Genomic DNA, 20810 nt, shown 5'->3' on the forward strand with positions numbered 1-20810 from the left:
ATTACTTCACCTCATCCATAGCTTTTTCTAATTTGTTTACACAATTTGAGAATGAAATATATTCAGGACATGCATCATCACATCTTCCACATCCTACACACATATGATATCCCCATCTCTTTTTGTAATCATAAACCTTATGAAGAACCTTAAATCTCATTCTTTGTCCTTTTTCTTTTCTAAAGCTATGACCTCCAGCCATATCTGTATATCCATCTACTTGACAAGATGCCCAAACTCTTCTTCTCTCTCCTACTTTTCCATTATCCTTATAAAAGATATCTTGCATAGTAAAGCAAGTACATGTAGGACATACAAAATTACATCTTCCGCAAGCTATGCATCTTTCTGAGTATTCATCCCATACCTTAGACTTAATAATATTTAAATCTATATTATCTGGAATATTCACTTTAATATCATTATTTTCAACGAAATCTGGATTAACTTCTACAGATTCATTATTTAATTTATTAAATAATCCTTCAAACTCTTCGTCTTTTATATCTATATAAACTTCATTGCCATCTTGTTTAACATAAGCATTATATTCATCAGTTTTATTAGTTCCCATGCTTACACAGAAACAATTATCAAAGCTTTTTTCACATCCTATTAGTACAAATTTAGCTTTTTCTCTTAGTTTTTTGTAATAAGGATCTTCAAAGCCATTTCTTAAATAAATATCATCAATTCTTCTTAAAGAATTCATATCACAGCTTCTTAAAAATATTAATATTGATTTTTCATCTATATTAGGTTCCTTAGTCTCATCTTCTGTGAAGAAGAATAAGGTTTGAGTTATTGGAAGAAGTACTTCTTTATATGAAAAATTAGACTTTTGATTAAACTCTATTTCTTCTATTTTTGATACTTCACCATATCTTACAATATCTGTGTCTGAAAATTTTCCTTGTCCTTCAAAAACCTTTGGTGCATATATCTTGTATTTTTTTGAAAGCTCTTCTAAAGCCTTGTTGAATTCATCTACTTTAAGTTTATATCCCATTTTAACACCTCTTAGTTTACTTTTTTTCTTTCTTGACATAATAAAATATGGTATTGCTACAAATAAACTACACCATACTGCTAATCAAACTAACTTATTACTCATTATTCTTCTAATAGAATATATAACAATCTAGAAGGTATTTTCTAATTCTGAAGTTTTCTATAATTTCTTCATTCAGTATCTATTTCCCCTTCCAAAATTGTTATAATAATAACAATCTGTGACTTTATTATAATCTGAAACAAAAATAAAAACTGTGATAAAAATCACAATTAAAAAATTTTTTTATTATTTTTTAATTCTATGTGCATTAAGAAATTTGATATAAAATCACAAAGAAACGTAATAAAAGACTTGAGTGTTAAGTATTACAGTATTTTATATAAGATGCTATACATAACGTAATTAACTTTTCTTATAGTTATGTAATTGGAGTTAGTATTATGAACGGATATATTATATACAATTGGATATATTAAATAATATATTTTATAGATTACATATTTTACAAAAAAATGGAGTGAATTAAATGCCAGAAAAACAAAAAAATAAAGGAAAATATTTTATAGTATTCATTTGCTTTTTAATTGGAGCAATACCTTATTGTATATCGCAAAATTTGCAACCCCAAATGCAAATCCCCGTATCACATTCAGGGATTATTTCTGATGTAGGATTTACAATGATATATTTTACAGGAACTATTCCTGTATTATTTAATGGACTTACTGCAAAAATATATGATAAATATAAAATAAAGTATATCTATGTTGCAGGTTTAATTTTATCTGCAATTGGATTCGGTTCATTTGGGCTTGCAAAAAATAATATTATGTTTAATATAAGTGCAATTATTACACAATTAGGAGCAGTATTAGTTGTAGGCTTATCATTACCTGTAATTATAGGTAGATGGTTCCCCTATAGTGGAAGAGGTACTGCCTTAGGTATAGCATTATCAGGTGGATCTGTTGGTAATGTATTTTTGCAACCAATTGTAGTTAATTTATTAAGTAGATATGGATGGCAAAAGACTTATATTATATTAGGTATAGTTATTGCCGTTATAGGTGTACCAATAGCGCTATTATTTATAAGAGATCCTAAAAAAGACGAAATAGAAGTAGACCATATTGATAGTGAAAATAATACCCATAAAGTAAACTTCCAAGGTCTATCAAATGAGGAGCTTCTTAAAAATAAATATTTTGTAATATTCTGTATAGCATCATTACTTATATGCTTTGCAGGTGTTGCATTAGCAACTCAATCTATTCCTTATTTAACTATTAAAGGTTTTACAGATACGAAAATAGGCTTAGCAGGTTCAGTATATGGAATTACTTGTTTAATAGGTAACGTTGGAGGAGGAAAACTATTTGATAATTTAGGTACTTTTAAAGCTATGATTATATCGTGTATATTTGTAACAATAGGTTTAGTAATTATGATTTTTATGCCAAATGGAAGTTTTATAGGGTTTGCTATTCCATTTTTTGCTGGATTAGCAATCTTTACATTAACATCTGCACCAGCATTTACTCCTGTAGATGTATTTGGAACTAAAGATAGTACTAAAAAGTTCGCATTAGTCGGTATATTTTATGCTATAGGTAGTGCATTTTCCCCTTTATTATTTACAATTTTATCCAATAATATGAATGTATCAGTAGCAGCAGGTATATTTTTAATAATAGGTTTACTGGGATATTTATTAATTGGATATTCAATAATACAATATAAAAAGTCAATTTATGAATAGAAAATAGGATTCAAATTTGAATCCTATTTTTTACATAATTTAACCTATTTTACAACTATTTTAATCATATGTTTTTATGTGTAGCAGTTTTATTAGTAATTTTACTATTTATAAGTGCCCTTAAAGAAACTTGCAAGTTTATCCATATCAGTTACAATAATCTTCTTTTTTTCAAATATTATTAAATCTTTTTCTTGAAGATGCTTTAATGCTCTAGAAATAGTTTCTCTAGGTGTTCCAAACATATCTGCTAGGTATGTTATACTAATCTTTAAATCAATTAAAGTTCCATTTTCAACATCAATCCCATAGTCTTTAGATAATTTCCATAGCTTTGCAGCAACCCTTTTTTCTACCTTAATTGGTGTAGAATTCTTTAATTGTCTATAAAGTCTTCTTACTTTAATTGTTAGAGATGAAATGATTATTTTTGTTAATTCAAAATCTCTTTTCATTACCTCTTCAAATTTGCCTTTATCAAAAGCCAATATCTCTGCCTTCTCAAAAACCTCACAATTTATAGATGCAGGTAAATCATCTAAAACAACTGCATTTATTATAGAATCTTTACCTAAAATAAATACTATCTTCTTTTGAGCAGATTCATTTAATTTATAGAGAGATACTTTCCCACTATAAATTATATATATCTTATTTACCTTTTCCTTATCTCTAAATATGTGACTTCCTTTTACGTAACATCTAGATTCTGCAAAATCAGATAAGGCTTCTTTTGTATCTTCACTTATAGTATTAAATAACTCCATTTTGTTTAATTGATCTTTTACTAATTGTTTCATTTTCACACCAACCTATAATATATAAACTATATTATATGAATTTAAGCCAAAGAAAACAAATGAAATTTAAAATTATTAAATATTTTTATATAAATTCTATTCTTTTATAGCCTTATTCACCAAAACTACAAACCACACTAATGAAACTGAAAGAATAACATGTCCAAGTCCTGCTATATGACTAAATCCAGTAAAATCATTGCCTAATACTTGTAATACTCCTCTTATTGTTAACGTCACTAATAAATATATTAATGAAATATTATAAAGAATACACCAACCTTTAAAGCCCTTCCCATTTGATATGCTGAAATTCTTTTCTAAAAGTAAAACTAAAATAAAGAACATAAATCCTAAAGTTAATGTATGAGTATGTACTCCTGCTAGAACAGTTTGTCCCTCAAATTCATTAATCTTTGTAAATTCCCTATAAAATACGCCCATAGCTAGTCCTAAAACCAAATATATCGTAGCTATATTAAAATACTTTTTCATAATATCCTCCTATCAATATAAATTATTTCTTAATAAACATTATATTTATATATTATAATTACTTTCTAATACTTTAACAATATTATAATGGATAAATATTTTATAATTTAGCAAATTAATCATATTTATCCACTAATGTTGATGTAACACTTTATATTTATATAATATTTCTATATTCATCCTTGTATGTTGTTATAGTCTCAATTTTATATATATTCTTATAAAATAAGGCTACTTTACTAAAAGAATCTACAATTGCTGTATATATATTTAAGGGATTCCCCTTCTCATCTCTTTCTGTTCTTTCAATTAAATTAATCAAAACTATACTCTTAAATGTCTTTAATGATTCTAATAAAAGTATATTTTTAAAATAGCTTTTTTCTATTAAATTCTTAATATCAGTCTTATGTTGTAATCCATATAGAGTATATATAAAGTTAGGCTCAATTGATTGTAATATGAATTTTATTTCATCTAAATCATCATTATATTTTATTATTGTAATAAATTTTTCTATTTCATGAAATTTAGTTAGATCTTGATTTTTTTTCACTGCCAAATAGACTTCCAAATCCCTAGAAATAAGATATTTACAAAGTTCTACTGAAAATCCATCATTATCTCCAACTACCATTATTCTAGCTTTCATAGTTCCTCCATTTTTTATGGCTTATATAATTATTATAGTATTTTAGATAAAAAAAGTGACTTTATGAATTAAATGCAGTTCTTTAAGGATACTTTGTACTTTATTTAGCATTAAATAATATTATATTAATATAACTTTACCTTTGACAGCTTGTCCGTAATTGCATATAATAAATAAAAATAACCTTCCTATAAGCTTGATAATATGGTTCAGGCGTCTCTACTATACTACCGTAAATAGTATAACTATGAAGTTTTAATCCAGGTGAGGTTGTTTATTATTATATTTAAATATACTCAGAGGTGGATTTATGAATAAAAAAGATTTTATATTACAAATTAAGGCTTCAAGTAAAGCCGAAATATGTGACTTAGTTATTAATAACATAACTATTGTTGACGTATTTCAAAACAGTTCTTTTATAGATAATGTAGCTATAAAAAATGGAGTTATTATAGGCTTTGGCAATTATAGAGGACAAGTTGAGATTGATGGTACTGGTAAATTTATTTGTCCTGGTCTTATAGATGCCCATGCTCATATCGAATCATCACTAGTAACTCCTAGGGAATACTATAAAGCTGCATTATTACACGGAATCACATCTATAGTAATTGACCCACACGAAATTGCTAATGTACTAGGAGTTAAAGGCATTAGACTTATCATGAATCTTGCTAAAGATACACCATTTGATTATTACTTTATGCTTCCTTCCTGCGTTCCAGCTACTTCTTTTGAAACTTCTGGCGCCATATTAGGAAGTGAGGATTTGCATCCATTATATAAGGAGACTAATGTATTAGGATTAGCTGAAATTATGAACTTTCCTGCTGTTGAAAACTGTTCTGAAGATATGATTAATAAACTTTGGGACGCAAAAACTAATGGTTTTATTATCGATGGTCATTGTGCTGGATTCACAAATGATATGTTAAATGTATATGCTACAGCAAATGTTTCTACTGATCATGAATCAAATTTAGCTGAACAAGTTATTGAAAAGCTAAGAAGAGGTATGTACGTTCATCTTAGAGAAGGATCTGTAGCTAAAAACTTGAATGATTTAATAAAAGTAGCTTCAATTTCTAATAGTAGAAGAATTTGTTTTTGCACAGATGATAAACATATAGACGACTTAATAGAAAACGGAAGTATGGATAGTTCTATAAGAACTGCTATTTCTTATGGTCTAGCACCTGAAACAGCTATTCAAATGTGTACATTAAACCCTTCAGAATGTTATAACTTAAAAAACAAAGGCGCTATTGCACCGGGCTATACTGCTGACTTTGTAATACTAGATGAATTGTCTGATTTTAAGATAAACTCTGTATATAAAAATGGTAAATTAGTAGTTAAAGATAATAAATTAGTATATAACTCAGAAAAAACAGAATTTGAATTCCCTAAATTAAACAATATTAATATAAATAACTTAACTTCTAAAGATTTAGAAATAAATATAGAAAGAAAAACAAAACTTAATGTAATAAAAATTAATCCAAATAAACTCGAAAGTAACCATAAAAAAGTTGATATAAATACTTTAAAAAATTCAAAAGTCTTTGAATCAGATGTTGATTTAGATTTGTTAAAAATAGCTGTAATTGAAAGACATAACAATACAGGTAATATTGGACTCGGAGTAATAGAAGGACTTAATCTAAAGTCTGGGGCTATTGCTACAACTATTGCTCACGATTCTCATAATTTAATAGTTTGTGGAACTTCTGATGAAGATATATTATTTGCAATAGAAGAGCTTAAAAAAATAAATGGTGGTATCATAGTTGTTAAAAACGGCAAAGTATTAGCATCTATTCAACTAGAGATTGCAGGTCTAATAACTTCTAGAGAGTCTAGGGAAGTTATTTCTGATTTAGAAAAACTTCACTTATCTCTAAGAGAAATTGCTCCAGATATTAATTTTAATCCATTTTTAACTTTATCATTCTTATCACTACCAGTTATTCCTGATCTAAAAATAACTGATAAAGGATTGTTTGATGTAACTAATTTTAAATTTATAGATACAGCAGATTAGTGTGCTGACATACTATACACAATGCACAATGCACAGTGCATAATGCATAATTAAGGAAAAAACTCCTTTCGGAGTTTCTAAAATGATTATTTATATTCGGGGCTGTTTCGTTGCAGCTCCATTATTTTTCTTTGATTAATTTCTTTTGTTGTTCATATACAAGATATAAAGGAAGGTAGCTTCTTTGAAGTTACGTATATCAAATCCAGTTTCTTTTTTAATCTTTTCAATTCTATACATTAATGTATTTCTATGAACATATAAGTTTTTAGAAGCTTTAGTTAATGATAAATCACATCTTAATATTTCCTCTAGTGTTTGTATTAGTTCATAGTTAAATCCTTTAAATATGTCCTTATACTTTTCCTTAAGTTCTTGTGAATATTCACTTGATAAATTAAATATTGCCTTTTCTAAGTACATATCTTTAAGACAATATATTTCAGGTTTAATTTCAAATAGTTTACCTATCTCCAAGGCTTGTACAGCTCCATTATAACCATTTTTAAACCCATCAAATGTATAGTCTAAATCGCTTATGCTTATTTTTGCCTTTACCCCTAAAGTTTGTAGTATTGTTTCTTTCAATGAAAATGCATGATCTTTTTCATCCTCCAAGTTCCCTATAACAATTATTCTGTCATATATCTCTCCAACATAAATATCTGTATTTATATATGTATCTCTAACTATCTCTAACGCTTCCTCTTCCTTATTAGTTTCTATTAATAGCATTTTATCTGATTTAGTTAATAATGATTCACTTAAGACATCCCATTGTTTTTTTCCTTCTAATAACTCAAGGATTATATTTTCATTAATAATACATTTATTTAATACATATTCCACCATAGGTATTATTTTAATATCATCTTTTTCTAATATAATTTTATGTTCTCTATTATTTACAGATATTTTTCTCATAACTTTAGATTCTGTTGTAGGTAAATTATCATATATCTCATTGTTATTGGAATCTAACAATCTAATTTTTATATTAGTTTTTTTACATACTTCATCTAATAATTCTACTATTGCTCCCATAAAATTCTCCACCTCACCGATAAATCCTTTTCATATATATATTATATATTAAAATTCAGATAATTAAATATTTTTCGAAATAATACTTTGAAAATTATCTTTATTTACATATAATAACTATTTATCATGTTATTTAAATTATTAAAAATAATAAAGAAAAATTATAGGAGTATCTCTATTAAAGATACTCCTATAATTTTTCTTTATTATTTATTTTTCTTTTTTAATATATAATTTTCTATTTCTTCTGCAACTATCTTAGCATGTGCTGCTGCTCTTACTACTGTTTTGGCACCAGTAACCACATCTCCAGATGCAAAGACACCTTCTTTTGTTGTATGTCCATTCTCATCTGTCAATAAAAGTCCCCACTTGTTCGTTTCAAGGCCTGTAGTATTAGAAACAATGTTATTTTTAGGAGATTGACTTACAGCAATTATTATTGAATCACACTCAAATAATCCTTCTTTTCCTTCTATTGCTACAGTATTTATTCTACCATCTTCACCTATAACATTTTCTGTCTCTACATATTTTACTCCATCTTCAGTCAATTCTAAAGGAGACTTAAATAATTCAAATTTTATACCATCTGAAATGGCTCCTTCTAATTCAACTTTTGTTGCAGGAACATTTTCCATGCCTTTTCTATATAAAATATATACTTCATTAGCTCCATTTCTCTTAGCTGTTCTTGCTGCATCCATTGCAACATCTCCAGCACCAATTACACAGACTTTATTTCCTAAATTATATACTTGAGGAGATTTTAAATAATCAATTGCATAGTGTACATGTCCTAAGCTCTCGCCTTTTATATTTAAAGTCTTAGGATTCCATACTCCTGTTCCTATAAAGATTGCATCATATCCATCATAAAATAATTTATCTAATGTAATTACTGGTCCAATTAACGTATTAGGTCTTATTTTTACACCTAGTTCTATTAATCTTTCTTCATAATTATCTATTATACTTTTTGGTAATCTAAATTCCGGAATACCATATCTTAATACTCCACCTATTTTATCATGGGAGTCAAACAAAGTAACCTTATAGCCCTTTTGTGCTAATATAAATGCAATTGTTATACCAGCTGGTCCTCCTCCTACTATGGCAACTCTTTCATCTAATTCTGCTTCTTTTTCTAATTTAACATTTTCTAAATAATATTTTGATACATGTCTTTCTATATCACAAAACCTTACTGGTTCATCCTTAATTCCTCTAATACAGTTGCCCTTACATTGATCTTCGTGTGGGCAAACTATGGAACAAACTAAAGAAAGTGGATTATTATTAAATAATATCTCCCCTGCTTTAGCTATTTGTCCATCCTTAAATAAATCTATTATTTCTGGAATAGGAGTATCTATTGGACAATGTGCCTTACATCTTGGATTTTTGCAAAGATAACATCTATTTGATTCTAAAACTAAGTCTTTCATTAAAATTCCCCTTTTTCCTTCGTGTAACTTTAGTATTTATATTATATCATCTATATTTATATTGAACAAAGATAAACTTCTTTCTAAAATTCCATTTAAATACGCTAAAACTATACCATAATTAGTTATGGGAACATTTTTTCCCTTACATTCATTAACTCTATTAATTACTGTCTTTCTATTAATCATACATGCTCCACAATGAATAATTAAATCATATTTATCTATGTCCTCTGGGAAATCATGAAAAATACTATAATCATAGCTTAGCTCTGCCCCTACAGCCTTATTTATTAGCTTAGGTATCTTCACTCTTCCAATATCTTCATGAGATACATTATGAGTACAACTTTCAGCTATTAATATTTTGGAATCCTTATTTAGTTCTTTAATTTTAAAGGCTCCCTTTATAAATTCTTCGAAATCTCCCTTTTGCCTTGCAAATAGCATTGAAAAACTAGTTAGCTTAATATCATTAGGAACTATCTTATCAACTTCTTTAAACGCTTGTGAATCAGTTATTACTAAGTCTACATCTTTTATATCCTTTAAAGCAGATTCAAGTTCAGTATCTCTAACTACATAACTTTTTATTCCATGATCTAAACAATCCCTTATACATTGAACTTGTGGTAATATTATTCTGCCTTTCGGAGCTTCTGAATCTATTGGCACTACCATTACCACTTTACTATCATATGGCAATAAGTCTCCAAGTATAGGAAGTTCATCCTCTTCTTCTTTTAAAATATTTATAAGTTTTTGTTTTAATTCTTCGATTCCTTCTCCTGTTAGTGCAGATAAAAATAAATAATCTTTATTCTTCTCTTTTAGTAAATTAATATTCTCTTCTTTCAGTTTATCTATTTGATTAACAACAATAATATAAGGTATATTATATTTTTTAAAACTTCTTTTTACTTTATTAAACTCTTCTAAATCTATATCTAAAGCATCAAAAATATATATTGCTATATCTGTTCTTTTTAAAATATCTAATGTTCTCTTAGCTCTTATTTCTCCAAGAGCGCTCTCATCCTTAAAACCTGCAGTATCTATAAATAAAACCGGTCCTACTGGAATTAATTCCATGGCCTTCTGAACTGGATCAGTAGTAGTTCCTTCCTTTTCCGAAACTAATGAAACTTCTTGACCTAAAATCTTATTTATTAATGATGACTTACCTGCATTTGTCTTACCATAAATAGCAATATGCTTTCTATTTGCATTTGGGGTTGAATTCATAATATGCACCTCCTATAAATATAGATCTCTCTCCCCTGCTCTTAATTTAGCCAAATTCTTTTCTAATAAATCCTTAATATCCTGTCTCTTAATTTTTCCCTTTTCAGTATTAATAACTGTCTCTGCTTTTTCTAATATTTCCTTATCGCCATAATCTATTGCAAATTCCAAAAGAGTAGTTATTGCATTTGGCTCACAAACATTTTGAATTTCTCCACTTTTTGCAAGCTTCATAAATCTTTCACCAGTTCTTCCTCTTCTATAACAAGCTGTACAGTAACTAGGAATATATCCATCATCTAATACTGATTTTATTACTTCTAATGGGGTTCTATCATCAGATGTTTTAAATTGAAGGGCTTCTCTTCCTTCTTCTCTTTCCTTATATCCACCAACACCTGTACTTGAACCAGCACTAATTTGAGATACACCATATTTCAATAATTCCCTTCTCATTCCTGCTGTTTCTCTAGTAGACATTATTATTCCTGTAAATGGAACTGCTATTCTAATAATAGCAACTAACTTTTTAAACATTTCATCATCTACTAAATTAGGGAACTCTTTAAGTGTTACTCCTGAAGCTGGTTTTAATCTTGGCATTGATATTGTATGGAAGCCTACTCCATACTTATCTTCTAAATGTTTATTGTGCATCATAAGTCCTAAAACTTCAAATTTAGGGTCAGCTAGTCCAAATAAAACTCCACCTCCAACATCATCTATGCCTGCTTCCATAGCTCTATCAAAAGCAGTTAAATGATAATTATAGTCTCCTTTTAAAGACTTAGGATGCATTTTATCATAAGCTTCATTATTGTATGTTTCTTGGAATAATATATATGTTCCTATTTTAGCATCTTTAAGTTTTCTGTAATTTTCTACAGTGGTGGCAGCAATATTAACGTTAACTCTTCTAATTTCTCCATTATCACTTTGAGTTGAATAAATAGTTTTTAAGCACTCTAGTACATAGTCTATCGGTGCATTTACAGGATCTTCCCCAAGTTCTAATGCAAGTCTTTTATGTCCCATTTTTTCTAATATCTTAACTTCTTCACTTACTTCTTCCAAAGTTAATTTTCTTCTTGAAAAATCATTAGTTCTCTTATATCCACAGTAAACACAATTATTTACGCAGTAATCACTAACATATAATGGTGCAAAAATAACTATTCTCTTACCATAAATAGACTCCTTAATTTCTCCTGCTAATTTAAAAATTTCATTTAAATCATCTTTATCTTCCACTTGTAATAAAACTGCAATATCTCTATATGATAATCCATCTCTTTTCTTAGCCTTTTCTAATACTGCCTTAATATCCTCTCTAGATGCTCCTTTAGCTTCCTCTAAAACTCTCTCAATGTACTCATGATTAATAAACATATAAACACCCCTAAATTATATTTTTATATTAGTTTTATATTTTCAAGTTGAATATCACCCTTAGTTACTTTATAGTACCCATTATCTTTAGCCCAGCCTATGTTGTCACCTCTTGTAACTTCAACTCTAAAACCAGCCTTGTTTATTCTTCCTTCTATACACTTTCTGCATTCTGCAGCTTCATCACCAGTACATATCTTTCCATCATATAATGAATATTTTTCTCTTACACTAGTTGGAGAAAGGTTTGGCATAACTACATTTCCCCCTGCTTTAATCCCTTTTTCTCTACCTATAGGATCTATACTTCCAAGGGCAGTAGTAGAAGGTAATAAAACATCTGGAAGCAATAGTCTAACTATAGCTAATATTGTTGTTGTCATCTCTAACGTTCCAGCCTTCTCATCCCTTAAAGGAGTATCTTTATGTGGTATAAATGGACCTATTCCACACATATGAGGTTCAAACTCTTTTACAAACAACAAATCATTAACTAAATCATTTGTAGTTTGATTAGGAAGGCCTATCATAAACCCTGCTCCTACTTGATATCCAATTTCTTTTAAATCTTTTAAACACTGCATTCTTTCTTCAAAGCTTGCTCCTGGATGAAGAGATTCATAAAGCTCTTTTGTAGCAGTTTCATGTCTTAAAAGATATCTATCTGCTCCTGCCTCAAACATCTTTTTATATGATTCATAACTTCTTTCTCCTAATGATAGAGTAATTGCATTATTAGGATATTTACTTTTTATGGCTTGTATTATTTCTATCATTTTTTCATCAGTGAAGTAAGCATCTTCTCCACCTTGAAGTACATAAGTCTTGTAACCTAATCTATCTCCAATTTCTACGCATTCTAAAATTTCATCTAGTGTTAATCTATATCTATCAGCATTTTTATTTTCTTTTCTTATTCCACAATAAACACAGCTTCTTTTACATATATTCGTGAACTCTATAAGACCTCTCATATAAACTGTATTCCCATAGGTTCTCATTCTGGTTTCATGTGCCTTATCTATTAAATACACCTTATCTTCTTCTGTTAAGTTATCTAATAAATATACAAGTTCCTCCCTACTAGCATTATTATTTTCATACAATTTATCAATGATATTCTTAATATTCATATATACCTCCAAATTAGAAATGTAGAATGTAAAATTATTGATGTGCTATAAAACTAAAAATATATTTTATAAACTCCTAAAGGATATTTTTCTTTAATTTTACATTTTTCTCTTTTCATTTTACATTATTTATATTCCAACTTCTTTTTTACCTATAGCAGTTTTTACTGTTACTCCTTCTATATTTCCAAGCTTTCCTGTTAAACTATTAATTTCATTTAAGCTTCCAACTACAACTATTGATATAATTGATGTTTCATTTTCTAAAGGTATTCCCATTCTTCCCTTAATCTTACCTCTAAAGCTTGCTACTACTTCATTAAATCTACTATTACATTTATTAGGTTCTTCAAGTATCGCACTAACAACAGCAACTTTCATATATTCCTCCTAAAATATTAATTATGGACATAAATAATTATATTTTAAAATAATAAAACCTGCTTTCCTAAAAGAAAACAGGCTTATATTAATAATAAAAGTTATTTACAAAAAAGCAAACTCAAATAAGCTATGGATATTCATATTCATAACCTTTATTATTAATACATTTTGTCTATTTTCTTTCAAATCAGATTTCTCTTTTTTGTTAGATAAATAACTATTTTATTTATTATAATAAATAAACAAATAATAAATGCAACACCGTCATAAATTAAATGAATATTTATTACCCTTTATTCTCATCATAAGTTTATTATTTTCTTATGTCAATAGTGATTTTTTTATCAATAAAAAAATAAATATACGAACACTGAAGAATATAAAGTGTTCGTATATTTCTCCTATATATTTTTATAGCATAATATTTTTTCTCTTTCTAGTTCAGCTAAATTATAATTATCAAGTTCATCTATACTAACCCACTTGCCTTCTGCAATATCAGTACCATATACTACTTTTTCTTTTAATTCTCCAACATAAATTGCAGCAAAGTCATCTGCTTCTTCACTAACTTTAGCTTCTCCTATTTTTTTCAAGTTAAAAATTATAGATTTTAAGTCATCTTTTACTGCTCTTGCAATACATTTTTCTTCTGTTTCTTTGCCTCTAATCTTTTTTCCTACTAAATACCATAATTGTGGTTGATTTCTTTTTGTTTTTCTCCTAACAATATAAATATTATTAAAATCATCTTTTATTATTACAGAGCATTCTGCAATTTTGTTCATTATACTTCCCTCCTAGTGTTACCTTAATCTTTTATTTATCATCATCTGATTGTTTTCTCTACATTCATATATTCTACATAAAGCTAAAATTACCTCTAAACTATATAAAATCATATCAATTTAACAAAAAATATTTTATAATTGCAAAAAATTCTCTAGAATACATGACGGGTACTAGAATTGGTAATGTTTTATTAGTAAAGAATTTCCTATTACCATATCCCAGGCTATTAGCAATCAGATTAGCTCTTAATGCATGAAAATCAGAAGTAATTATAGTTACATCTAAATCTTTAATTTTTCTATTGGATTCCTTTTCTATAATATCTTTTGAATATCTTAAATTCTCTACTGTATTTCTAGATTGATCTTCCATTATTATTTCTTCTTTCAACCCTTTTTCAAGAAGATATCTCTTCATAGCTTCAGCCTCTGATATATTCTCACCATTTCCTTGTCCTCCTGAAACTATTATTTTAACTTTATTATTTTGAATATCAACGTACTCAAGAACCTGATCAAGTCTTTGTACTAATGTTAAACTAGGAGTTTCTCCTTTTACTCCTGCCCCCAAAACAATTATATAATTTGAATATATACTATTACTCTTAGGAAATATAACAATGGCACTTTCAACTATAAAAAATATTATTAGTCCAATTGAAACTAAAAACTTTAATACATTTAATACTTTGTTATTACTGATTTTCGATTTTATAAAATGGTATATAATTAGAATTACACCAGCTACTAAGAAGGCTTCACTAAATGTTATCTTTCCAAATATTAAACTAATTGCTATTACATATGAAATCATTACCAATCCAATTAATAAATCAATATTTTTTTTCAAATTTTCACCCCCACACCCTTATAATAATCAATATACCATATATTTATTTTTATATTATCTCTTTCATATTTTTGTAATATATTTTTAACAATTATTGTTTAATCATAGAACATTACTTGATTATCCCTATATTAAATAACAAAAAAAGAGCTGACCTAACAGCTCTTTTTTTAGATTGGATTTCCTTCGAAATCTGTATATTCAGGTTTATTTTTATCATTACCTATATTGTTTTGATTTTCATGTAACCTTTGCCTTCTTGTACCTTTTTGTCTTGGTGTTTCAGTCTTAGTGTTCTTAGGCATATTAACACATCCTTTCAAATGTATTTTATACCCTAAATTATTTTTAATACATTATTTATAATTCAAACTCTTCAATTTCTATAGCATAAGTACCACAATGTTTGCATACTATAACTGTTACTAAATAGCTTTTATCAACTACGCCTTCTCTATTCAATCTAGTAAAAGATTTTCCTTCGTATTCCTCATCTATACTACTAGTTATAAAAACACTATTTTTCCCATAAGCATAGAAATAAAATTCTAAGAAATCAAACACTTTCTTCTTTTCTTCTTTTCCAGCCTTACAGTTGCTACAACAACTTTCATAGTAGGCCTTTTGAAAATCAACCTCACTACTATTTGAAAGTAATTCTAGTATCTTTTCAGTATCTATTCCTTCAAGCTCCTCATTTTCATCATTAGCAAAGTACTCTAAATTATCTTCACTTAAAATATATTCTTTTCCATCAAATTCAAACTTGTATTCCATATTATCTTCCTTTCAAGGATTTAATCAATCTTATTATAACATATAAATTATAACCTAATTAGTATTTCGTTTATATCTTCACTTATCTTAATTCTTTCCTCATATATCCACTTAAAATCAAATTCTAAATTAAATAGCTTACAGAAAGAATAATACATATTTATTCTTTGGTAGTAAATTTCAAGCTCATCTAAATTACCTTTAAAACATTGTGGTCTGCTTATCACTTTATTCTTTAATACGAATAATTCTTCCACATAGCCTAAGAAAGTATCCATAAGCTCATCTTTAGAAATATCAAAAGGTATTTTCAATAATTCCCATTGAGTTTCTTCTTTTAATTTATATTTTTTTATTCTATCTAAAATTATTAAGTATTCATTTATATCCATTTTTCTATAATAATCTAAAACATCTTCTCTAGTTGACCATAAAGCTAATTTTTCATTTAAAGGTAATGCTTTTACATTTAGAATTGCTTCTGATGGTCCTAGAACTGCTTTTCTTATTATCATATCTCTTTCATCTAGTTTCTCTTTAATAAACTTTTGATTATCTCTAACTGTTGCTACATAGCCTATTTCATAAATTCCTTTTCTTCCTGCCCTACCTGCTACTTGCTTTACTTCCTGTGATGTTAAGCTTCTTATTTCTTCTCCATCAAATTTTTGAATATCCAAGAAAATTATTCTCTTTATAGGCAAATTTACTCCCATACCTATAGCATCAGTAGTTACAAGAATTTTATTTTCTTTATTTATAAACATATCATATTGTTTTCTTCTTACTTCAGGAGGTAGATCTCCATATATTATACTAGTTTTTATCCCCTTCTCCGAATATTGCTGAGCTATCTGTAAAACTTTTTTCTTAGAAAATACAACTATTGCATCTCCCTCTTGTGCATCATCATAAGAAAAGTTACTATTTTGAACTTCTAAAGGAATATTTCTCTTATACTCTTTAAATTCATAATCATCATTGCAGTCGTTTAATATCTTTTCTACTACATCCTTAGCATTTAATGCACCACAAATATGAATTTCCTTACATCTTAACCCAAGTAAAGCTCTTGTCCACGCCGCTCCTCTTTGAGAATCATTTATCATTTGAATTTCATCTATAATAGCTATATCATATTCTTTTTTCAAATCCACCTTTTCTATAGTGCAAGAAGTGTGTGTAGCACCTTCTTTTATAATTTCTTCTTCTCCAGTCAAAAGGTTACATATTACTTTATTATTATTTAACTTTTCATAATTTTCTAATGCTAATATCCTCAATGGAGATAAGTAAACTCCATTCTTGGCTTCTTTTAACCTTTCCATAGCTGTATATGTTTTACCTGTATTAGTATCCCCTAAATGAATATATACTTTTCTTTTTATATTTCTTGCTAACTTATATTCATCTTTAGGATTTTCAGGAAAGTTCTCTTCAAACTCTTTAGAAATTAATTTAGGTATATGTTGTTTAGTTAATACTGTCATAAACCCTGAATTAATAAAGCTATTATAATTTCCTCTTATAACTTGATAAAAATCAAAATCTGTATTGTTTTTCTTATTATAATTATCTAATAATCTTTTAGAAATATACTCTAATAATTCTTCATATCTATCTCTAAGATCTTTATAATCTTTAAAGCCCTCATTCTCCATATCAATAAGTTGTCGTATCTTCTTTCTAAGAGAAGACTCTTGCTCTATTAAGGCACCGACCTTTGAATTATAAGCAATTTCTTCTATATGATTAATTTGGGATTTTAATTTCTTAAATTCCCTTTGCATTGCATTTTTCTTCAAAATATCACCTCTCAACTATAATGCTAAAACTCGCTCCCAATAAATTATATCATTTTTTAATTCTTCATTTCTATTTTTCGTTAAAAACTTAATTATTATTATAAATAGTTAATATTTAGTTTACTTTGCATATATATTATCTATAATTTTTTATTTTTTTATTTTTTCTTAAGGATATATTAAGATTTATGTTGTATAATCATTTTGTATTTATCTTTTAACTATTTTACTGGGGGATGATTTTAAATATGAGTAAGAAAAATATTTATTTAGTATTTTCCAATACTGGAACAATATTATCAAAATGTATTAATTATTATACAAGAGATAAATATGTGCATGTTTCCTTAAGCTTCGATGATTCTTTCGAAAGAATGTATTCATTTGGAAGAATATTTCCTAGCAATCCATTTATAGGTGGTCTTGTTGAGGAAAATTTAAAGGATGGTGTATATAAGAAATTTCAAAATAGCCAATGTATTATTTATAGAATTGAAATAAGTAATAGACAGTATTCATTATTAAAAAAGGAACTTGAGCTATTTTTACAAGATCAAAAAAAATATAAGTATAGTCTTCTCGGCTTGATAGGTGTAGTTATTAATAAACCAATTAAAAGGAATAATAGATATTTTTGTTCAGAATTTGTATCTCACCTATTAATTAAGAGTAACATATATGATTCAGATAAAATCCCTAGTCTAATTAAACCTAGCGACTTATTAAACATTAATGATAAGGAATTTGTATATGAAGGCTTAACTTATAATTATAAGGTTGGCTAAAAAGGATCTGTGTCAAACAGATCCTTTTTAACGCTTCTATATATTTATATCATTTCTTTTATTTTTACTTAGTACTGACTTTAAGCTATTATATGCTTTATATAATCTTGGAAATTTTTTTTCTTCTTCTAACATAAATTTATATTCAGCCATTTTTATAATAGGTTCTATAACACTCATAGTATCATCGTAACCAGCTTTAATTCTATTTCTCTTTGCTTCTTCATCTAAATTTAAAGTTCCATTAATTACACTCTCATTTAAGTTTCTAGGATAAAGTTCTATAATGTAGGCATTAGGATATAATGATCTATCTACTCTCGCTTCTTTTGATAGAAGTACGGCTATGATTATGTCACAGCCTTCCCCATAAACAGGCTGAATTGGGGTATTATCCGCAATTCCACCATCTATATATTTCCCTCCTAGAACAACAGTTGCTTCATATATCAATGGTAAAGATGCAGATGCAATTACTATTTCTTTTCCTAACTCTTCAGAATAATCATTTATCTTGAAATATTTCACATTGAAATCTGGCAACTCTGTGCAAGCAGCATAGCATATTTTATTATTTTTCTTAACACTCTCTATATCTAAGTACTTATTTATTATTTCCTTAGCACCATCCTTAGACACTGCTCCTTCATATATTTGCTGATTCAAATATTTTTTAGCAAAATTTATATTTTTGGCTCCGATAAATATTCCTATTCCTTTTCTTAACAAATCAAATTTACTTATAGGAACAATTTTATCCATAGTTACTTCGTTCCATAATGCCTCTGCTGCTTCTAGATTATCTTGTGCAAATAAAATCGCATTAAAAGCTCCTATTGATGTTCCAGAAAATACATCTATATATTTATCTATCTTTAGTTCCTTTAAAGCCTTCCAAACCCCAAGTTCATAAGCTCCTTTTCCTCCACCTCCAGATAAAACTAATCCTATCTTCATATAAATCCCCTCTTTTTATGCTCTTAGTAATCATCATCTATTATATTATAATTATACATCTTTTGTTCTATTTTCTGTATTAATTTTCTATTAAATATTATGTTATTTACCATTATTGGATAAATTTTATATTTTATTTTTTCATAAAAGTAAGTAAGCCTATATAGTAGATAAATCCACTACATAGGCTTACTTATCAAATATTATCTTTATATTCTAAATTACTTTAAAGAACCCTTAGCTAATTCTACTAAATCAGCAAATGCTTTTGCATCATTTATAGCAATTTCAGATAACATTTTTCTATTCATATCAATTCCAGCTAATTTAATTCCATTCATGAATTTTGAATATGAAAGTCCGTTCATTCTTGTAGCTGCATTGATTCTAGCTATCCAAAGTCTTCTGAAGTCTCTCTTCTTTAATCTTCTTCCAACATATGCATTTCTTAAAGCTCTTATTACTGATTCATTAGCAGTTTTAAATAATCTGCTCTTTCCACCGTAATATCCTTTAGCAAGCTTTAATACTTTTTTATGATTTTTACGAGCGTTTGTCGCTCTTTTAACTCTAGCCATGTTTAATCCTCCTAAAAACCTCTATATTATAGGTATGGTAATAATTTCTTCATTGCTTTTTCTTGAGTAGTTGAAACATAAGCCGCTTTTCTTAAGTTTCTCTTTCTCTTTGAACTCTTCTTAGTTAATATATGACTCTTAAAAGCCTTAGCTCTTTTTAATTTTCCAGTTCCAGTCTTTCTGAATCTTTTTGCTGCACCTCTATGGGTTTTCATTTTTGGCATTATACTAATCTCCTCTCAAGTTATGCTTTTTTTGGCCCTAAAACCATTGTCATGTTTCTGCCTTCATGTTTTGCAGGTTTTTCAACAACACAAACATCTTCTAACTTCGAAACAAAATTTTCTAAAATTCTTTGTCCTATATGTCCTAATTGTGCTTCTCTTCCTTTAAATCTAACAGTGATCTTAACTTTATCACCATCTAATAAAAACTTTCTAGCATTCTTTGCTTTGATTGCAATATCATTTTCTTCAATAGTTAAACTACATCTTATTTCCTTAAGTGTAGTAACCTTTTGCTTTTTCTTAGCTTCTTTTTCTTTTTTAGATTGCTCATAGATATACTTTCCTAAATCCATTATTCTACATACTGGTGGATTAGCATTTGGAGAAATCATTACTAAATCTAATTCCTTCTCATCTGCCATTCTTTGAGCATCCTTTGTAGGAACAACTCCTAATTGATTACCTTCTGCGTCAAGTAATCTAACTTCCTTAACTCTTATAGCTTCATTACAAGTAAAATCCTTACTTATACCAAGTCACCTCCAAAATATTCTATAAAAAACACAACAAAAAATAGAGGACATATTATGCCGTCCTCTAGTACGTATAAAAATCTAGTTTAAATAACT

General features: G+C 27.6%; 22 protein-coding genes and 1 riboswitch. Of the genes, 3 read left to right on the forward strand and 19 right to left on the reverse strand.

All coding sequences use genetic code 11. The annotated features are described in order from the left end of the window. Position 1: 1 nt before the first annotated feature. Positions 2-1009: an anaerobic sulfite reductase subunit AsrA gene (gene asrA / locus QK892_RS01325; RefSeq protein ID WP_317271717.1), complete on the reverse strand. Its 1008-nt coding sequence runs from the start codon at positions 1007-1009 to the stop codon at positions 2-4. A gap of 532 nt (positions 1010-1541) precedes the next feature. On the opposite strand from asrA, the gene QK892_RS01330 reads away from it, so the two are divergent. Then, positions 1542-2774 (forward strand): MFS transporter, encoded by a 1233-nt coding sequence (locus QK892_RS01330; RefSeq protein WP_317271718.1) that lies wholly within the window; start codon positions 1542-1544, stop codon positions 2772-2774. 104 nt (positions 2775-2878) lie between these two features. On the opposite strand, the gene QK892_RS01335 is transcribed toward QK892_RS01330, so the two are convergent. The 3 genes from QK892_RS01335 to QK892_RS01345 all read right to left on the reverse strand — a co-directional run bounded on the left by QK892_RS01335 (position 2879) and on the right by QK892_RS01345 (position 4721). Then, positions 2879-3574, reverse strand: a complete 696-nt coding sequence (locus QK892_RS01335) for a Crp/Fnr family transcriptional regulator (RefSeq protein WP_317271719.1) — start codon at positions 3572-3574, stop codon at positions 2879-2881. Positions 3575-3670: 96 nt separating this feature from the next. Continuing rightward, entirely contained in the window at positions 3671-4069 is a 399-nt protein-coding gene (locus QK892_RS01340) for a DUF2871 domain-containing protein (protein ID WP_317271720.1), read from the reverse strand. A gap of 157 nt (positions 4070-4226) precedes the next feature. After that, positions 4227-4721 carry an NAD-dependent dehydratase gene (locus QK892_RS01345; RefSeq protein WP_317271721.1) on the reverse strand — a complete coding sequence of 165 codons (495 nt, stop codon included), beginning with the start codon at positions 4719-4721 and terminating at the stop codon, positions 4227-4229. A gap of 166 nt (positions 4722-4887) precedes the next feature. Then, positions 4888-4989, forward strand: a riboswitch (purine riboswitch). Positions 4990-5031: 42 nt separating this feature from the next. On the opposite strand from QK892_RS01345, the gene ade reads away from it, so the two are divergent. Next, positions 5032-6768, forward strand: a complete 1737-nt coding sequence (gene ade, locus QK892_RS01350) for an adenine deaminase (protein WP_317271722.1) — start codon at positions 5032-5034, stop codon at positions 6766-6768. Positions 6769-6903: 135 nt separating this feature from the next. Here ade and QK892_RS01355 read toward each other — a convergent pair whose 3' ends face one another. From QK892_RS01355 to QK892_RS01405, 11 genes are all read right to left on the reverse strand, one after another. Then, on the reverse strand, positions 6904-7812 hold the full coding sequence (locus tag QK892_RS01355; protein WP_317271723.1) for a PucR family transcriptional regulator: 909 nt from the start codon (positions 7810-7812) through the stop codon (positions 6904-6906). Between the two features lie 206 nt (positions 7813-8018). After that, positions 8019-9266: an NAD(P)-dependent oxidoreductase gene (locus tag QK892_RS01360; RefSeq protein WP_394854997.1), complete on the reverse strand. Its 1248-nt coding sequence runs from the start codon at positions 9264-9266 to the stop codon at positions 8019-8021. 30 nt (positions 9267-9296) lie between these two features. Continuing rightward, the gene (gene hydF, locus QK892_RS01365) at positions 9297-10505 is read right to left on the reverse strand and encodes a [FeFe] hydrogenase H-cluster maturation GTPase HydF (protein ID WP_317271725.1); all 1209 of its coding nucleotides are present in this window, start codon (positions 10503-10505) and stop codon (positions 9297-9299) included. Positions 10506-10517: 12 nt separating this feature from the next. Then, positions 10518-11894, reverse strand: coding sequence for a [FeFe] hydrogenase H-cluster radical SAM maturase HydG (gene hydG / locus QK892_RS01370; protein WP_317271726.1), 1377 nt, complete (start codon positions 11892-11894; stop codon positions 10518-10520). A 23-nt stretch (positions 11895-11917) separates the two neighbouring features. Beyond that, positions 11918-13027: a [FeFe] hydrogenase H-cluster radical SAM maturase HydE gene (hydE, locus tag QK892_RS01375; protein WP_317271727.1), complete on the reverse strand. Its 1110-nt coding sequence runs from the start codon at positions 13025-13027 to the stop codon at positions 11918-11920. 129 nt (positions 13028-13156) lie between these two features. Then, positions 13157-13408, reverse strand: a complete 252-nt coding sequence (locus QK892_RS01380; protein ID WP_317271728.1) for a TM1266 family iron-only hydrogenase system putative regulator — start codon at positions 13406-13408, stop codon at positions 13157-13159. Positions 13409-13812: 404 nt separating this feature from the next. Further along, positions 13813-14199 carry an NUDIX domain-containing protein gene (locus QK892_RS01385; protein ID WP_317271729.1) on the reverse strand — a complete coding sequence of 129 codons (387 nt, stop codon included), beginning with the start codon at positions 14197-14199 and terminating at the stop codon, positions 13813-13815. A gap of 115 nt (positions 14200-14314) precedes the next feature. Beyond that, positions 14315-15052: a YdcF family protein gene (locus QK892_RS01390; protein WP_317271730.1), complete on the reverse strand. Its 738-nt coding sequence runs from the start codon at positions 15050-15052 to the stop codon at positions 14315-14317. Positions 15053-15222: 170 nt separating this feature from the next. Then, positions 15223-15357: a clostri-philic family protein gene (locus tag QK892_RS01395; RefSeq protein ID WP_317271731.1), complete on the reverse strand. Its 135-nt coding sequence runs from the start codon at positions 15355-15357 to the stop codon at positions 15223-15225. Between the two features lie 55 nt (positions 15358-15412). Next, positions 15413-15829, reverse strand: a complete 417-nt coding sequence (locus QK892_RS01400; protein WP_317271732.1) for a DUF3785 family protein — start codon at positions 15827-15829, stop codon at positions 15413-15415. Positions 15830-15876: 47 nt separating this feature from the next. After that, positions 15877-17634 carry an SUV3 family DEAD/DEAH box RNA helicase gene (locus tag QK892_RS01405; RefSeq protein ID WP_317271733.1) on the reverse strand — a complete coding sequence of 586 codons (1758 nt, stop codon included), beginning with the start codon at positions 17632-17634 and terminating at the stop codon, positions 15877-15879. A gap of 248 nt (positions 17635-17882) precedes the next feature. Between QK892_RS01405 and QK892_RS01410 the strand changes: the two genes are divergently transcribed. Continuing rightward, positions 17883-18419 carry a hypothetical protein gene (locus tag QK892_RS01410; RefSeq protein WP_317271734.1) on the forward strand — a complete coding sequence of 179 codons (537 nt, stop codon included), beginning with the start codon at positions 17883-17885 and terminating at the stop codon, positions 18417-18419. A 36-nt stretch (positions 18420-18455) separates the two neighbouring features. Here the strand turns inward: QK892_RS01410 and QK892_RS01415 are convergent, their stop codons facing one another. The 4 genes from QK892_RS01415 to infC all read right to left on the reverse strand — a co-directional run bounded on the left by QK892_RS01415 (position 18456) and on the right by infC (position 20711). After that, positions 18456-19376 (reverse strand): patatin-like phospholipase family protein, encoded by a 921-nt coding sequence (locus tag QK892_RS01415; protein ID WP_317271735.1) that lies wholly within the window; start codon positions 19374-19376, stop codon positions 18456-18458. A gap of 221 nt (positions 19377-19597) precedes the next feature. Next, a complete protein-coding gene (gene rplT / locus QK892_RS01420; protein ID WP_317271736.1) occupies positions 19598-19954 on the reverse strand; it encodes a 50S ribosomal protein L20 in 357 nt (118 codons plus the stop codon). A gap of 26 nt (positions 19955-19980) precedes the next feature. Then, positions 19981-20178, reverse strand: a complete 198-nt coding sequence (gene rpmI, locus QK892_RS01425; RefSeq protein WP_073019840.1) for a 50S ribosomal protein L35 — start codon at positions 20176-20178, stop codon at positions 19981-19983. A gap of 20 nt (positions 20179-20198) precedes the next feature. Further along, positions 20199-20711, reverse strand: coding sequence for a translation initiation factor IF-3 (infC, locus tag QK892_RS01430; RefSeq protein ID WP_317271863.1), 513 nt, complete (start codon positions 20709-20711; stop codon positions 20199-20201). Between the last annotated feature and the right edge of the window lie 99 nt (positions 20712-20810).

Source organism: Clostridium lamae, assembly GCF_033043255.1.
GTDB lineage: Bacteria > Bacillota > Clostridia > Clostridiales > Clostridiaceae > Clostridium > Clostridium lamae.

Coding starts and splice junctions, on each gene's coding strand:
- asrA (WP_317271717.1), bottom strand. CDS start 1,009: ATGGGATATAAACTTAAAGTAGATGAATTCAACAAGGCTTTAGAAGAG.
- QK892_RS01330 (WP_317271718.1), top strand. CDS start 1,542: ATGCCAGAAAAACAAAAAAATAAAGGAAAATATTTTATAGTATTCATT.
- QK892_RS01335 (WP_317271719.1), bottom strand. CDS start 3,574: ATGAAACAATTAGTAAAAGATCAATTAAACAAAATGGAGTTATTTAAT.
- QK892_RS01340 (WP_317271720.1), bottom strand. CDS start 4,069: ATGAAAAAGTATTTTAATATAGCTACGATATATTTGGTTTTAGGACTA.
- QK892_RS01345 (WP_317271721.1), bottom strand. CDS start 4,721: ATGAAAGCTAGAATAATGGTAGTTGGAGATAATGATGGATTTTCAGTA.
- ade (WP_317271722.1), top strand. CDS start 5,032: ATGAATAAAAAAGATTTTATATTACAAATTAAGGCTTCAAGTAAAGCC.
- QK892_RS01355 (WP_317271723.1), bottom strand. CDS start 7,812: ATGGGAGCAATAGTAGAATTATTAGATGAAGTATGTAAAAAAACTAAT.
- hydF (WP_317271725.1), bottom strand. CDS start 10,505: ATGAATTCAACCCCAAATGCAAATAGAAAGCATATTGCTATTTATGGT.
- hydG (WP_317271726.1), bottom strand. CDS start 11,894: ATGTTTATTAATCATGAGTACATTGAGAGAGTTTTAGAGGAAGCTAAA.
- hydE (WP_317271727.1), bottom strand. CDS start 13,027: ATGAATATTAAGAATATCATTGATAAATTGTATGAAAATAATAATGCT.
- QK892_RS01380 (WP_317271728.1), bottom strand. CDS start 13,408: ATGAAAGTTGCTGTTGTTAGTGCGATACTTGAAGAACCTAATAAATGT.
- QK892_RS01385 (WP_317271729.1), bottom strand. CDS start 14,199: ATGAACAAAATTGCAGAATGCTCTGTAATAATAAAAGATGATTTTAAT.
- QK892_RS01395 (WP_317271731.1), bottom strand. CDS start 15,357: ATGCCTAAGAACACTAAGACTGAAACACCAAGACAAAAAGGTACAAGA.
- QK892_RS01400 (WP_317271732.1), bottom strand. CDS start 15,829: ATGGAATACAAGTTTGAATTTGATGGAAAAGAATATATTTTAAGTGAA.
- QK892_RS01410 (WP_317271734.1), top strand. CDS start 17,883: ATGAGTAAGAAAAATATTTATTTAGTATTTTCCAATACTGGAACAATA.
- QK892_RS01415 (WP_317271735.1), bottom strand. CDS start 19,376: ATGAAGATAGGATTAGTTTTATCTGGAGGTGGAGGAAAAGGAGCTTAT.
- rplT (WP_317271736.1), bottom strand. CDS start 19,954: ATGGCTAGAGTTAAAAGAGCGACAAACGCTCGTAAAAATCATAAAAAA.
- rpmI (WP_073019840.1), bottom strand. CDS start 20,178: ATGCCAAAAATGAAAACCCATAGAGGTGCAGCAAAAAGATTCAGAAAG.